The organism is Pseudoalteromonas luteoviolacea (assembly GCF_021654285.1).
In the GTDB taxonomy this organism is placed as follows: domain Bacteria; phylum Pseudomonadota; class Gammaproteobacteria; order Enterobacterales; family Alteromonadaceae; genus Pseudoalteromonas; species Pseudoalteromonas luteoviolacea_J.
Map to the genome: position 1 here is coordinate 1 of NZ_JAKFZS010000012.1, position 13557 is coordinate 13557.

The window sequence follows — 13557 nt, forward strand, 5'->3', positions numbered from 1 at the left end:
CTTCAGCGTTTGATTGAATTTATGGTCTCGGAAACGTTCCGAAACGGGGTTAACGCTGTTTTCTCTGAATAAAGATATCATTGCGGCGGGTAAACGCGCTTAGCGCCATAGAGGACGTTTTAGCGCGTTTTTTAATTTTCTATGATAAAGCTTGCTAACACCTCAATGATTTGTTGCTCTTCCTCAGCACTTACACCCAAGTATTGGCGCTGTGGCATGGCTGCCGGACCTGGTGCCATGTCCGGCTCACCTCCAAAGTTATGAATCGCGGCATAAGGATTGTTGCTGCCAATCTCAGTCCAGAAGTCGCCACTGTCCGCAGCAATGCTAGCAGCTAAACCGCCTGCACTGACTTGCAGCATTTGGCCGCCAACACGTTTGGGGTTTTGCTTGAGATAGTTCTCACTGAGCCCTTGCCAAGCTTCACCTGTCACTGGACTTCGTTCTTTAGCAAAGGCGTTTTCACTGGCTCCCTCCATAATGGCGGCAATTTCATTCATGGAGTCGCTGAGGTCTGTGAACTTGTCAGCAATCTCTGGCAAGATGTTTACTGCATCCCCGTGTGTGAGGATTTCTAGTGTGTTGCTTATATTGTAACTACCTAATACATGAGTAATAATTAGTAGCGGTGGTAGTGTTTCCAATGGGTAACGGTTAACGTCAGTTATGATGTGAGTTCGAGTCTCACCCTACCGCCACAATTCATATATGCCACCTTGAATACGTTTTTCTATCGCTGAGCTTTTAACTTTAAACATATTGATGGTATCTAAGTCCGCGCCTTTGTTTTTAAATGTTACTAAGGATTAATTGGACAACTTGAGAAAACGTAATAAATTTAGGCTTTTAAATACCGAGATTTGACATTAATTTATTGATTTACTCACTGAGTCTTGTCTCAGTGCTTCACATTTTGGATAAGCTGTTTGCAGTAATCTAAATGCCAACCCAAACAAAGTGCCATCCTTTGAATCGTTATTGTCAGAGTTCTTACATCTGCTGGAATAAAACCTGCTTAAAGACAGCTATGTAAGAGTTAAAAATACATTATTTACAAAATCGGTTTACTCATTATTACTGTTTAACTTATTGATATTTATAGGCTAAGGTTAAGGTCTAAATTAAATATAAAGTTGGTCCTACTTTTGCATTAACCTGTATATAGTCAAATTTTTGGAGTTGGTTATGGCAATTAGTTTTGATAAAGCGCTAGGGGTGCATCAGCATACAATGTTGATCCGTTCTCAACGTGCAGAGATCTTAGCGAGTAATATCGCAAATGCTGATACTCCCGGTTACAAAGCAAAAGATATAGATTTTGGCCGAGCGTTGAACGCGGCAAAGTCGGCACAGCAAAGCGGCAATCAGATGACCCGTACCAACGAAAAACACATTAGTGGTGGGACAAGATTGACTAACAGTGAAGAATTATTTCGCAATCCAAATCAAACAGATACGGGCGATGGTAACTCGGTTGATATACAGGTGGAACGAAACTTGTATGTACAAAATGCATTAGAGTACCAAGCTAGTTTGAACTTTTTGGGTGGTAAATTTAAAAGCTTGAAAAAAGCGCTTGGTGGTGGTCAAGGAGCCTAATTATGAGTTTATATAACGTTTTTGATATCGCGGGCTCTGGCATGAGTGCACAAAATGTACGCTTGAATACTACTGCCAGTAATATATCCAATGCAAACAGCATCAGTTCTAGTCAGGATAAAGTGTATAGAGCTAGGCACCCCGTATTTGCAGCCGAATTAAATAAGGCCGCAGCGGCAAATCCTAATACATTGAGTTCGTCTGTGGGAGTTAAGGTTTTAGGTATTGTTGAAAGCGACAAGCCTCTGCAAGTTGAATACAACCCTAACCACCCAAGTGCTGATAAAGATGGTTATATCTATAAACCGAATGTGAATGTGGTGGAAGAAATGACAAATATGATTTCCGCCTCACGGTCGTACCAAACGAATGTTCAAGTAGCAGACGCAGCAAAGCAGATGTTAAGTAAAACTCTGTTGCTTGGTCAGCGCTAATTGGGAGTATAGCTGATGAGTAATGATGTCAATTCCGCAACTTCGTCCTTTGTTGACTCGTTGCGTTGGCAAGATAAAAAAGTGCCAACTGAGAAAAATGATGAGCTAAAGCAGGAAGATTTCTTTGCGCTACTTACTCAGCAATTGTCTTTTCAAGACCCGAGTAAACCAGCTGATAATGATCAGATGATATCCCAGATGACCAACTTTACGATGGCTGAGGGTATTTCAAACTTAAATACGAAGTTTGAATCATTGGCGGCATCGATGACATCAAATTCAGCACTTCAAGCGTCGACATTGATAGGTAAAAAAGCTTTGCTCGAATCTGACACCATTGAGCATGGACCTGGGATGCAGGCAAGAGGCTCCATCATTGTGGCAGAGCCTGTCGAAAAGCTTACTTTGAGTATCGTCAATGATAAGAATGAGCTTGTAAGAAAGATTGAATTAGGTAAGCAAAGCGTAGGTGCAACACGTTTTGAGTGGGATGGATTGACTGATAATGATGAGCCAGCCCCTCCAGGTGAATACACAATTAAAGCTGAAGGGCAAACAAACGGTAAGTTTGAGTCATTGCCAACAGCAACATTTAGAAATATTGATAGTGTGAATGTCAATGGCTCTCAGGGCATTGTCATTAATACTAAAGCTGGTGCAGTTAGACTATCTGACGTTGCAGAGATAGCTTAATCAAAAGATTTAACCTTCATTTATAGAGGTATTAGAGTATGAGTTTTAATATTGCTTTAACAGGACTAGCTGCAGCCCAAAAAGATTTGGACACCACAGCTAATAACATTGCAAACGTAAATACCACAGGTTTTAAAGAATCCCGTGCGGAGTTTGCTTCTGTTTATGCATCGTCAGTGTTCAGTGCTGGTAAAACCAAAAATGGTGATGGTGTATCAACGACCATGGTTGCTCAGCAATTCCACCAAGGTTCATTAAACTTTACACAAAACTCGCTTGATCTTGCTATTACAGGTGAGGGTTATTTTGCGACAAGTGAAGATTTAGGCAGCCAAGATTATACATTCACCCGTGCAGGTGCATTTAAGCTGAATAAAGATAACTTTATTGTTGATGCGAATGGTAACTTTTTACAGGGTTTCCCTGTTGACCCAAGTACGGGTGATACAACATCAGTGAGCTTAAGTACGTCGTCACCGTTGCAAATACCTGACGCGTCAGGCTCTCCGCGTGCAACAACAAATGTTTATTCATCATTTAACTTAGATTCGACAGCGACGGCACCAACCATTGCATTCGACCCAGATACAACAGCATCTTATAATAGCTCAACGTCGACGACAGTGTATGACTCTTTGGGTGAGCCACATACCCTACAGTTATTTTTCCGTAAAGAAGACCCAACAACCGACGCAAATGAGTGGCAGGTCTATGCAACGTTAGGTGGAAAGCCTTTTGACGCGAACGGTAATGAAATTGTTGCACCTGCTGCAATAACGCCCATTACTGAATTTGGATTTAATGCGCAGGGTTTTCCAGCGCATACTGGTGCTGCAGAAACCGCTAATACAGGTACAACCTTTAACCCACTTAATTTAACAGCAGCCAACGTATCAGGGTTATTGACCAACGGTGCAACCTTTCCGTCTGATATTCAGTTAAACTGGCGCGACGAAGCGAATACAACGAATAAATTACCAACGCAGTTTGCGAGCCGCTTTGAAGTTAAGGCACTTGATCAAGATGGTGCGACAACGGGCCGTCTTGCAGGTATCGACATTGGCTCTGATGGTAAGATTGTTGCGTCATACAGTAATGGTGACTCAACCTTCTTAGGACAGGTTGCGATGGTGAGATTTTCAAACTCACAAGGTTTGACAGAAGCGGGTAATACAGGTTGGAAGAAAAGTTTAACCTCTGGTGAGCCAATTGCCGGTGAACCAGGCTCAGGTACTTTAGGTACGATTAATTCATCAGCATTAGAGCAATCGAATGTAAACTTAACAAATGAATTAGTTGACTTGATCAGTGCGCAAAGAAACTTCCAAGCAAACTCGCGTGCACTTGAAGTGAACTCAACACTGCAACAGAATATCCTTCAGATCCGATAATATTTATCTCTTCTTAAAAGCCGCATTTGCGGCTTTTTTATTTTTTGACACTCACCTTGGCACCAATATTGCTTTTATCACTATATATTGAACAGTTTTAGGTCGTTCTCATGGATAAAATGCTCTATATCGCCATGTCAGGTGCTAAGCAAAGCTTGCGAGGTGTGGCGCTCAAGGCGAACAATCTAGCAAATGCTAATACGACAGGCTTTAAAGCAGACTTTGCTCAAGCTCGCTCTATGCAAGCTTTTGGTGAAGGCTTACCAACACGGGTATTTGCCATGCAAGAGCGCCCTGGTACTAATATGTTAAGCGGCGCAGTTGCAGAAACAGGTCGTGATTTAGATATCGCGGTTGATGAGAAGTCGTGGATCAGTGTTATGGATGCCAGTGGTGAAGAGGCGTATACAAAAGTAGGTACCTTGAACATTACTAGCGACGGGGCTCTGGTCACAAGTCATGGACGTCAATTAATTGGCGAAGGCGGACCGATTATATTACCTTTGCCTATCGATAAAGTGGTATTCAGTGATGATGGCTCCATTCAAGTTCGCCCTCAAGGAGCACCTGCCAACTTTTTAGAAACCGTTGATAGGCTGAAAATAATTACCGCTGATAATAACCAGCTTGAAAAGGGTAATGATGGTTTATTTAGACCACAAGAAGACCAGCTTGATGATGGGCATTGTGGTTTTTGCGAAGTATCTCCAACAGCAAAAGTGATGAGTGGTTATCTAGAAATGTCTAATGTAAACCCTGTTCATGAGATGGTGGATTTGATAAACCACCAGAGACAGTTTGAGATGCAAATTAAATTAATGAAGTCAGCAGAAGAAATTGACGAGCGACACACTTCGCTCCTGCGCATAGTTTAAGAGAGTGAGGTATAGATTATGAATCCAGCGTTGTGGATAAGTAAAACAGGGCTTGATGCTCAGCAAACTGATATTTCAGTTATTTCAAATAACTTGGCGAATGCCAGTACGGTTGGTTATAAAAAGAGCCGTGCTATTTTTGAAGATTTACTGTATCAAAATATCAATCAGCCCGGTGGGCGCTCATCACAGGATACTGAGCTACCTTCAGGTTTAATGCTTGGTGCAGGTTCAAAAGTGGTGGCCAACCAAAAGAACTTTTCTCAGGGCAACATGATAAGCACTGAAAACTCTTTGGATTGGATGATACAAGGCCCTGGCTTTTTTGAAATACAAATGCCAGATGGCACCATTGCGTATTCTCGAAATGGACAGTTCACGACGGACGAAACCGGTCGTGTTGTTACATCTGGTGCAGGTTTCCCGGTACAGCCAGAAATGACAGTACCAGATAATGCGAATTCCATTACTATTTCCCAAGATGGTGAAGTATCCGTAAGTATTAATGGTCAGGCTGAAAACACGGTCATTGGTCAATTAGTTATCAGTGATTTTATCAATCCATCAGGGTTAGAGCCGATTGGACAAAACTTGTATACAGAAACAGCTGTAAGTGGCGCCCCAGTGCAAGGTAACCCGGGGGTTGAAGGGCTGGGCTCTATGGTTCAAGGTGCTCTTGAAACGTCAAACGTGAACGTGACTGAAGAATTGGTAAACCTGATTGAGACCCAGCGTGTATATGAGATGAACTCGAAAGTCATTAAGTCGGTTGACGAAATGCTGAGTTACATCAATCAACAACTTTAAGTAGGGTAGGGCAGATCATGCGTAAATGTATATTGATAGTTGCGTTAGGTTTAGGCTTAAGCGGGTGCATGTCTACGGAAAACAGTGATGTTGTTAGAGATGATCCTTATTACGCACCTATGTATCCCGAAATGGAGGCTGAGCCAGTTGTCACAACAGGTTCACTGTTCAATTCATATTCAAATGATCTGTACTCAGATAAAAAAGCAGTGAGAGTCGGCGACATAATTACAGTTGTGTTGAGAGAATCTACCCAAGCCTCTAAAGCGGCTAATTCCAAATTAGATAAAGACAGTGAAGTCAATGTGGATCCCTTTCTTGGTCTTGGTAACGTACCGGTCAATATTGGTGGCGATGCCATTCAATTAGATATGGGAGCGAATTCTTCCTATCAAGGTGATGCACAAGCGAATCAATCAAATAGTTTGTTTGGTAACATCTCTGTAAATGTCATGCGAGTATTGCCCAATGGTAACTTGGTGATCCGAGGTGAGAAATGGCTAACGCTTAACACGGGTGAAGAGTTTATTCGTTTAGAGGGGTTAGTGAGGCCGCAAGATGTTTCAGCAGAAAATGAAGTTGAATCAAATCGAATTGCTAATGCACGTATTCAGTACTCGGGTAAAGGACAGACGCAAGAAGTGCAGAGCGCAGGCTGGTTAACTAAGTTCTTCATGAGCACATTAATGCCGTTTTAAGGAAATAGATTATGCGTATTTTTCAAAGTTTTATTTTATCATTGTTCCTTTTCATATCGGTCAATGCACAAGCTGAGCGAATTAAAGACGTCAGCGTTGTTGAAGGAGTGAGAAGTAACCAACTTATAGGTTATGGTTTGGTGGTTGGTCTGCCTGGGACGGGGGAGCAAAGTCGATTTACGGAGCAAAGCTTTAAAGCGATGCTAAACAGCTTTGGTATTACGCTGCCAGGTAACTTAAAACCGAAGATTAAGAATGTAGCAGCTGTTGCTGTGCATGCTGATTTACCGCCATTTGTAAAACCAGGACAAAGTATTGATGTCACTGTTTCATCCATTGGTAGTGCAGGAAGTTTGAGAGGCGGTACATTATTACAGACATTTTTAAAAGGTGTCGATGGTAACGTCTATGCAATAGCACAAGGCAGCATGATTGTCGGCGGTTTAGGCGCTGAAGGTTTAGACGGCAGCCGAGTAGTGATTAATACCCCGACAGTCGGCAGAATTCCCAACGGTGCTATGGTTGAGCGAGCAGTTAAAAGTCCGTTTACACAAGGGGATCATATTACGTTTAATTTGAACCGCCCTGATTTCACGACTGCGAAACGCCTAGCTGACAGAATTAATGAACTAGTGGGGCCTAATAGTGCTAGTGCACTGGATGCGGCCTCTGTGAGGGTCATCGCGCCAAGAGATCCATCACAACGTGTTGCATATTTGTCTACTCTGGAAAACCTTGAGTTTAAACCAGCAGATACTTCGGCAAAAATTATCGTTAATTCAAGAACGGGTACGATTGTAATTGGTAAAGATGTTAAGTTACAGCCAGCAGCGATAACACACGGTGGATTAACCGTGACAATTGCTGAGCAAACAAATGTGTCACAGCCACAGCCTTTGACAGATGCTGACGCAGTTGTTACGCAACAAAGTATTGTGGATGTTGATCAAGATGACTCGCGTGCATTTGTCTTTGACCCAGGCAGCAGTCTGGATGATCTAGTTCGTGCAATTAATGCGGTTGGTGCAGCTCCCGGTGATTTGATGGCGATATTAGAAGCACTAAAAGAAGCGGGTGCAATACATGGTCAATTAGTCGTTATATAGTTTGTTTTATAATCAAAAAGTTAGCCTCATATTTATGAGGCTTTTTTTTGGCCTAATATTTGCATTTAATTAAGTATTCATTTTTTAACGACGTGTTTTTGACCATGAATACTGATCCTACACATAATCAAAGCTTTTTTGATTTAAACAACCTGAACTCACTGAGACAGGATGCATTAAAAAGTGCAGGGGACGGTGATGCATCAAAGCAGGCGTTGAAAAAAGCTGCAGAGCAGTTTGAATCAATCTTTACGCAAATGCTATTGAGCAGTATGCGTAAAGCCAATGAAGCATTCGAGGACAAAGATAGTCCTTTCAATTCTAGCAGTGTTAAATTTTACCGTGACATGCATGACCAGCAGATGGCATTAGAGCTGTCAGGTAAAGGTAGTTTAGGCTTAGCTGATTTAATTGTTCAGCAACTTTCTCCGCAAAAAGATGGTTATATGCCTTCCTCCGTTATTCGCACTGGGGCGGAGATCCAAAGCGATAAAATAGCCAATGGCCAAACTTCACATGTAAATACTCCAGACAGTACTGAGTTGACTACCTCAGCACCTAAAGAAGTCGCTCAGCAACAACAAACTGATCCTCAAGCTTTTGAAAGCCCAGAAGAGTTTATTAATACCTTGTGGGATTACGCGAAATCAGCTGCTGAGAAAATCGGATTAAACCCAGCTGTTATGGTGGCTCAAGCTGCCTTAGAAACGGGTTGGGGAAAACATGTGATTGCAAAACCTGACGGAAATAGCAGTTTTAACTTATTTAATATCAAAGCGGATAGCCGCTGGACAGGAGACAGTGCCAGTAAAATGACACTCGAATTTGAACAGGGCTTACCTGTTAAAAAACAAGCAAACTTTCGGGCTTACGAGTCACTAAAAGATAGTTTCAGTGATTACGTAAACTTTTTACAGTCTAACCCCCGCTATGAAGACGCCCTCAAAAAAGCGGCTAAACCTAGTGAATATTTAGACGCTTTGCAACAAGCTGGGTATGCAACCGATCCTAATTATGCCAACAAGATAAAAAATGTATTAGGCGGCTCGCACTTTCAGTCCGCAGTGACATCGTTTATGCGTCAAGGAGTAAACTAATATGTCTTTTAACTTGATGAACATTGGTACTTCTGGCGTCAGAGCAAGTAGTGAGTTATTGCAAACGACCAGTAGAAATATTGCCAATCTAAATACAGTCGGGTATGTCCGCGAGCGAACAGAGCACTCAACTTTAGTTGGTAATCAGGTAGGGCGAGGTGAAACCGTTCGTCTAATAAATGAGTTTGCGCAAAAGCAATTATACAGAGACATCTCCAGCCAGTCTTACTATGAACAGTTTGTGACTGAATCTGCACGTGTAGATACATTATTTGGTGAAGAGTCGAATAACTTAAACACCAGTATTAACTCTTTATTTAATAATTTGCAAGAAGCAATGAATTTGCCTTCTTCAACGGTAACACGTTCTCTATTTTTGACCGACGCACAAAATATGATTGATCAAATGGATCGTCTATCAGGTATCGTTTTTGATCAAAGTAATATTGTTAATGAGCAGCTCGCAATATACTCGCAAGAAGCAAATAACTTAATTCAAAAAATTAGTGATCTTAACGGCCAAGTCGGCGCGCTTAACGCTAATCCTGATAGCAATAATGCTAATTCTGTACTGAATGAGCGCGACCAATCAATAAAAGAGCTATCTGAACTCGTTGATATAGAGGTACTTGATGGTTCAAATGGTGAAAAATTAGTTTTTCTTGGTACCGGTCAAGCTGTAGTGATGGAGAATGGCACATTTAATTTATTTTCTCTTGATGGGGATCCAGATCCAAATAGAAAAGAGTTAACGCTTGATGTTACACAGGGCAGTGCCATTGCATTAGAAGTCGATCAAACAAAGCTTCAAGGTAAAATTGGTGGACTGTTGGCATTTAGAGATGAAATTTTAGTCCCAGCACAAAATCAATTGGGGCAAATTGCACTATCTCTTGCTGATGCATTCAACCAACAGAATAGATTAGGCATGGATTTGGATGGTAACTTGGGAGGGGATTTATTTTCGATACCGACCACGTCTGGTTTTCCGCATCGGACGAACACCAGTGCAACTCAGTTATCCGCAACGCTAGAGCCAGGAAAAGGTGATCAGATCCCTGCAACAGATTTTAGAGTTACGTATAACGCAGGTAATGTAACCATTGCGGCAATCGATGCATATGGTAATACCATCGGCACTCCAACAAATGTGGCTTATACGGATCCATTAAATTCGACAACAGCACCAGCTGGAACTGAATTATATGGTTTGCAAATTAACTTCACTGATGTAAGCGGTGCTGCTGCGCTACCCAATGACGGAGATATTTTTGATATTAAGCTTAATTCAGCAGCCGCTGGGACATTGTCGTTAGCAACAGATAGACCAGAAAGCGTCGCCTTAGCTTCACCGATCAGAACTGAATCCTCAGCTGATAATGTAAGTAATGCGACAATTTCTGTTGGTTCAGTGACCAATACCGATCCTGCTACCAGCAATTTTGCGGCGACAAATCCACCGTCGCTTGCGCAAGGTACGATTACCATACAGAAAACTGGCAATCCAGATGAATACACTATTACGGATGGTAACGGTACGACAACATTTACAGCTGCGGCACCAAGAGAAAATATTTTGGCGTCCGCTGGTGGTGTGTATGCAAATTATGGGTTTGACTTCGATATAGATGGGGAGCCTGCTACTGGTGATACATACACGATTGAATTTAATGAAGGCGGCTTTGATGACAACCGCAATGGATTGATCCTCAGCCAATTACAGTCAGGACAGTTAGTACGTCAGAATGTGGTTACAACAACCGTGGCGGATAATCATAAGACGTTTAATGAAGCATATGCGGGCTTGGTCACAGAAATAGGCGTTGTTGCTAACCAAGCAAAAACTAATGGTGCTGCCTATGACGCACTTGCGGCGCAATCAGAAGCGTGGTTTGAATCAGTTGCTGGTGTAAATTTAGACGAAGAGGCGGCAAATTTACTCCGTTTTCAACAGTCATACACGGCATCTGCACAGATTTTGAGTGCAGCGCGAACTGTTTTTGATACATTAATTAATGCTGCGAGGTAATTATGCGTTTATCTCATAATATGATTTTTAAGAACAACTTGAATTCTATTTTAAATAGTCAGCAAGAAGTCAATAATTCAATGAAGCAGGTTAATACTCAGAAGCGGGTATTAACGGCATCAGATGATCCTTCAGCAATGGCGAGGTCGCTACTTTATTCAGATAAGATACAGACGAATGAGCAATATACGAAAAATTTAACGATGCTAAAAAGTCGTTTAGATACCCAGGAAGGTGTTCTTGAAAATATCAAGGAATCATTAGAGCGTTCAATTGAGCTGACAGTAAACGCAGGTAACGGTGCATTAACTGCACCAGATAAAGCGTCATTATCTGAAGAGTTAGAAGCCATTCAGACTGCTGTACTAGAACTCATGAATGCAAAAACGGAAGATGGTCGCTACTTATTTTCAGGTTATCAGGATAATACGAGAACTTATGACTTCGATAGCAATAATAATCGATATGCATACAGAGGGGACCAAGGCCAACACAAAATAAAGGTGGCAGAAGGAGTAGAAATAAAGTCAAGTGATAATGGCTATGATGTGTTTGAGAGTGTTGAACAGCGCTTAAATGTTGTGAACAATACAGCAACGCCGACAGGTGGTATTGTAAGTGCGGATGTTTATGTCACTCAACAAGGCCCTTTTGATTTGTTTCACAAATCTAACTTTAACCCAGATCCAACTGCACCGGCAGGTAGTAACGACTTTCAGTTGGAGCTAAATGGCACGACGGCACCGCCTAGTTATCGTTTGATGCAAGGTGCAACAGTTTTTGAAAGTGGCACCTATACAGAAAATAATATCAAGGTTGCTGGGATGGAGTTTAGTTTTACTGGCACTGCGGGGGCAGCTGATACGATTACGTTTGAGTTAGAAAAGCCTGAAAAAGACAATGTATTAAATACACTTGAGAATCTAATTAATGCTGTGCAAGATCCAACTTTGTCTGATAAAGATTATCGACAGGTTTTGGCTGACTCCATGATTGGTTTAGAGAATGCAAAAAACCGAGTATCTCAAGTGCAATCTGGCCTTGGAGGAAGAAAGAATACGGCCACCCGGATCACTGACGCTAATATTGACTTAGACATTAATAATAAAATTGCGCGAGCAGATTTGATAGAGTTAGACATGGCGGAAGCGATTACAGAGCTGACTAAGCATGAAACGCAATTGCAAGCGTCTCAAGCAACGTATGGGCGCTTATCTAATCTATCTTTACTCGACTATATTCGCTAATACCTATTAGCCGCCAGTTGTTTGGCGGCTTTTTTAGTTAAACCCACCAAATATTCAATTTTCTACTCTAACTCACTAGTTTTATTTTAAAAATATATAGTAAAAAACTTGTTTCCTCATGCGGAATGCATTTACCGTTTTCCATAAAAACCACGAAAAAAACAAAATAAGCTCAATATTTTCAATGTCTTGAAAAAAAAATTAAAAAAAGTCTAAAGGAAACTTTTTGCCGTCCGATAACTTAATTAACCAAGCCGGACAGTTCATTTAGCTCGAAGGCGCAGAGAGTTACAAGTTTGAGAGTAAGTACTCAGTTTACAGTGGGAGAATTACCATGGCACTTTATGTAAATACTAACGTAAGTTCATTGAATGCTCAAAGACAGTTAAATAATTCAGGCAATGCATTAGACGTTTCATTTAAGCGTTTATCATCAGGCTTCAGAATCAACAGCGCAGCTGATGATGCAGCAGGTCTACAAATTTCAGACCGATTAACTTCACAGATTAACGGTCTTAATCAAGGTAACCGTAACGCGAACGACGGTATTTCATTGGCGCAAACAGCAGAAGGGGCGATGGACGAAGTAACGTCAATGTTCCAACGTATTCGTACGCTGGCGCAACAAGCTTCGAATGGCTCAAATACAGATGAAGACCGTTTAGCTATCCAAGAGGAAATACGCTCGCTTTCATCAGAAGTGAACCGTGTTGCTGCTGACACCACATTCGGTGGTCAAAACCTACTTGATGGCTCATATTCTGCAAACTTCCAAGTTGGTGCGGATGCAGTACAAACCATCGGTTTTAGTATGCAAACTGTGGGTGGCTCTGATAATAGCTTGGTAGCTAACGCTGGTTTTACAATGTCAGGCATTGCGGGTGTTGCTAGTGGTGTAACTGGCGCAAACCTTTCATCAACAGCCGGTAATATTAGTTCGACAGTGGGTTCATCAGCAGATAACGCGACATTTGCAACCGTATTTACAGCAAGTGGTATTTCAGTGTCATCTCAAGCAAATGCGCAAGCGGTATTAGCTGGGGTTGATTCATTAATCGCAGTTGTTGATAAAAAACGTGCGGAGCTAGGTGCGGTACAAAACCGATTCCAATCGACTATTCGTAACCAGTCAAATATCGCTGAGAACCTTTCAGCTGCGAAATCTCGTATTAAAGATACAGACTTTGCGACTGAAACAGCTAACCTAACTAAAATGCAGATCCTTCAGCAGGCGTCACAGACAATTTTAAGTCAGGCAAATCAGCGTCCACAAGCAGCATTAAGTCTTCTAGGTTAATCTTAGGTACTTGATAAAGCGGAGGAAAACGGTGTCTGTGCTTGATGGGGTATTAACACAGACACCAGAATTGGATGATAAAGCGGAGGAGCTTAAAATCCAAAACAGTTCATGTATTCAATGAACACATTAATGTTAGCACTTTCCGTGCCAATATTTAGAATAAAATATTGACACTCACTCTCAAACTTTCAAAAAAGGAGGCGATGCCTCCTTTTTTATTTTTAAATTCAGTGCATTAAAAGAAACTCCCCTTGTTTTTATTAATCTCACCTTTAAATTAA

13 protein-coding genes are annotated in these 13557 nt (G+C 41.6%); 12 read left to right on the top strand and 1 reads right to left on the bottom strand.

Annotated elements, in window-relative coordinates; translation table 11 throughout:
* Window positions 1–131: 131 nt before the first annotated feature.
* Complete coding sequence (locus L1077_RS12860; RefSeq protein WP_239032987.1) at window positions 132–644, bottom strand: phage virion morphogenesis protein; 513 nt, start codon at window positions 642–644, stop codon at window positions 132–134.
* Window positions 645–1185: 541 nt separating this feature from the next.
* On the opposite strand from L1077_RS12860, the gene flgB reads away from it, so the two are divergent.
* The 12 genes from flgB (at window position 1186) to L1077_RS12920 (ending at window position 13273) form a co-directional block, all read left to right on the top strand.
* Window positions 1186–1599, top strand: a complete 414-nt coding sequence (gene flgB / locus L1077_RS12865) for a flagellar basal body rod protein FlgB (protein ID WP_063363463.1) — start codon at window positions 1186–1188, stop codon at window positions 1597–1599.
* Between the two features lie 2 nt (window positions 1600–1601).
* A complete protein-coding gene (gene flgC / locus L1077_RS12870; RefSeq protein WP_063363462.1) occupies window positions 1602–2033 on the top strand; it encodes a flagellar basal body rod protein FlgC in 432 nt (143 codons plus the stop codon).
* A 15-nt stretch (window positions 2034–2048) separates the two neighbouring features.
* On the top strand, window positions 2049–2726 hold the full coding sequence (locus L1077_RS12875; RefSeq protein ID WP_237137200.1) for a flagellar hook assembly protein FlgD: 678 nt from the start codon (window positions 2049–2051) through the stop codon (window positions 2724–2726).
* Window positions 2727–2764: 38 nt separating this feature from the next.
* Window positions 2765–4117: a flagellar hook protein FlgE gene (gene flgE / locus L1077_RS12880; protein WP_237137201.1), complete on the top strand. Its 1353-nt coding sequence runs from the start codon at window positions 2765–2767 to the stop codon at window positions 4115–4117.
* Between the two features lie 110 nt (window positions 4118–4227).
* On the top strand, window positions 4228–4992 hold the full coding sequence (locus L1077_RS12885; RefSeq protein WP_063363459.1) for a flagellar basal body rod protein FlgF: 765 nt from the start codon (window positions 4228–4230) through the stop codon (window positions 4990–4992).
* Window positions 4993–5010: 18 nt separating this feature from the next.
* Window positions 5011–5799 carry a flagellar basal-body rod protein FlgG gene (gene flgG / locus L1077_RS12890; RefSeq protein ID WP_023401742.1) on the top strand — a complete coding sequence of 263 codons (789 nt, stop codon included), beginning with the start codon at window positions 5011–5013 and terminating at the stop codon, window positions 5797–5799.
* 17 nt (window positions 5800–5816) lie between these two features.
* Window positions 5817–6497, top strand: coding sequence for a flagellar basal body L-ring protein FlgH (gene flgH, locus L1077_RS12895; protein ID WP_237137202.1), 681 nt, complete (start codon window positions 5817–5819; stop codon window positions 6495–6497).
* Between the two features lie 11 nt (window positions 6498–6508).
* A complete protein-coding gene (locus tag L1077_RS12900) occupies window positions 6509–7603 on the top strand; it encodes a flagellar basal body P-ring protein FlgI (RefSeq protein WP_237137203.1) in 1095 nt (364 codons plus the stop codon).
* Window positions 7604–7707: 104 nt separating this feature from the next.
* On the top strand, window positions 7708–8700 hold the full coding sequence (gene flgJ, locus L1077_RS12905; RefSeq protein WP_237137204.1) for a flagellar assembly peptidoglycan hydrolase FlgJ: 993 nt from the start codon (window positions 7708–7710) through the stop codon (window positions 8698–8700).
* Between the two features lies 1 nt (window position 8701).
* Window positions 8702–10729, top strand: coding sequence for a flagellar hook-associated protein FlgK (flgK, locus tag L1077_RS12910; RefSeq protein WP_063363455.1), 2028 nt, complete (start codon window positions 8702–8704; stop codon window positions 10727–10729).
* Between the two features lie 2 nt (window positions 10730–10731).
* Window positions 10732–11976: a flagellar hook-associated protein FlgL gene (gene flgL, locus L1077_RS12915; protein ID WP_237137205.1), complete on the top strand. Its 1245-nt coding sequence runs from the start codon at window positions 10732–10734 to the stop codon at window positions 11974–11976.
* Between the two features lie 334 nt (window positions 11977–12310).
* A complete protein-coding gene (locus tag L1077_RS12920) occupies window positions 12311–13273 on the top strand; it encodes a flagellin N-terminal helical domain-containing protein (RefSeq protein WP_237137206.1) in 963 nt (320 codons plus the stop codon).
* Window positions 13274–13557: the final 284 nt, after the last annotated feature.

What these genes read in the sequence shown, in the direction of transcription:
- flgB (WP_063363463.1), top strand. Translation starts at nt 1,186, where the DNA reads ATGGCAATTAGTTTTGATAAAGCGCTAGGGGTGCATCAGCATACAATG.
- flgC (WP_063363462.1), top strand. Translation starts at nt 1,602, where the DNA reads ATGAGTTTATATAACGTTTTTGATATCGCGGGCTCTGGCATGAGTGCA.
- L1077_RS12875 (WP_237137200.1), top strand. Translation starts at nt 2,049, where the DNA reads ATGAGTAATGATGTCAATTCCGCAACTTCGTCCTTTGTTGACTCGTTG.
- flgE (WP_237137201.1), top strand. Translation starts at nt 2,765, where the DNA reads ATGAGTTTTAATATTGCTTTAACAGGACTAGCTGCAGCCCAAAAAGAT.
- L1077_RS12885 (WP_063363459.1), top strand. Translation starts at nt 4,228, where the DNA reads ATGGATAAAATGCTCTATATCGCCATGTCAGGTGCTAAGCAAAGCTTG.
- flgG (WP_023401742.1), top strand. Translation starts at nt 5,011, where the DNA reads ATGAATCCAGCGTTGTGGATAAGTAAAACAGGGCTTGATGCTCAGCAA.
- flgH (WP_237137202.1), top strand. Translation starts at nt 5,817, where the DNA reads ATGCGTAAATGTATATTGATAGTTGCGTTAGGTTTAGGCTTAAGCGGG.
- L1077_RS12900 (WP_237137203.1), top strand. Translation starts at nt 6,509, where the DNA reads ATGCGTATTTTTCAAAGTTTTATTTTATCATTGTTCCTTTTCATATCG.
- flgJ (WP_237137204.1), top strand. Translation starts at nt 7,708, where the DNA reads ATGAATACTGATCCTACACATAATCAAAGCTTTTTTGATTTAAACAAC.
- flgK (WP_063363455.1), top strand. Translation starts at nt 8,702, where the DNA reads ATGTCTTTTAACTTGATGAACATTGGTACTTCTGGCGTCAGAGCAAGT.
- flgL (WP_237137205.1), top strand. Translation starts at nt 10,732, where the DNA reads ATGCGTTTATCTCATAATATGATTTTTAAGAACAACTTGAATTCTATT.
- L1077_RS12920 (WP_237137206.1), top strand. Translation starts at nt 12,311, where the DNA reads ATGGCACTTTATGTAAATACTAACGTAAGTTCATTGAATGCTCAAAGA.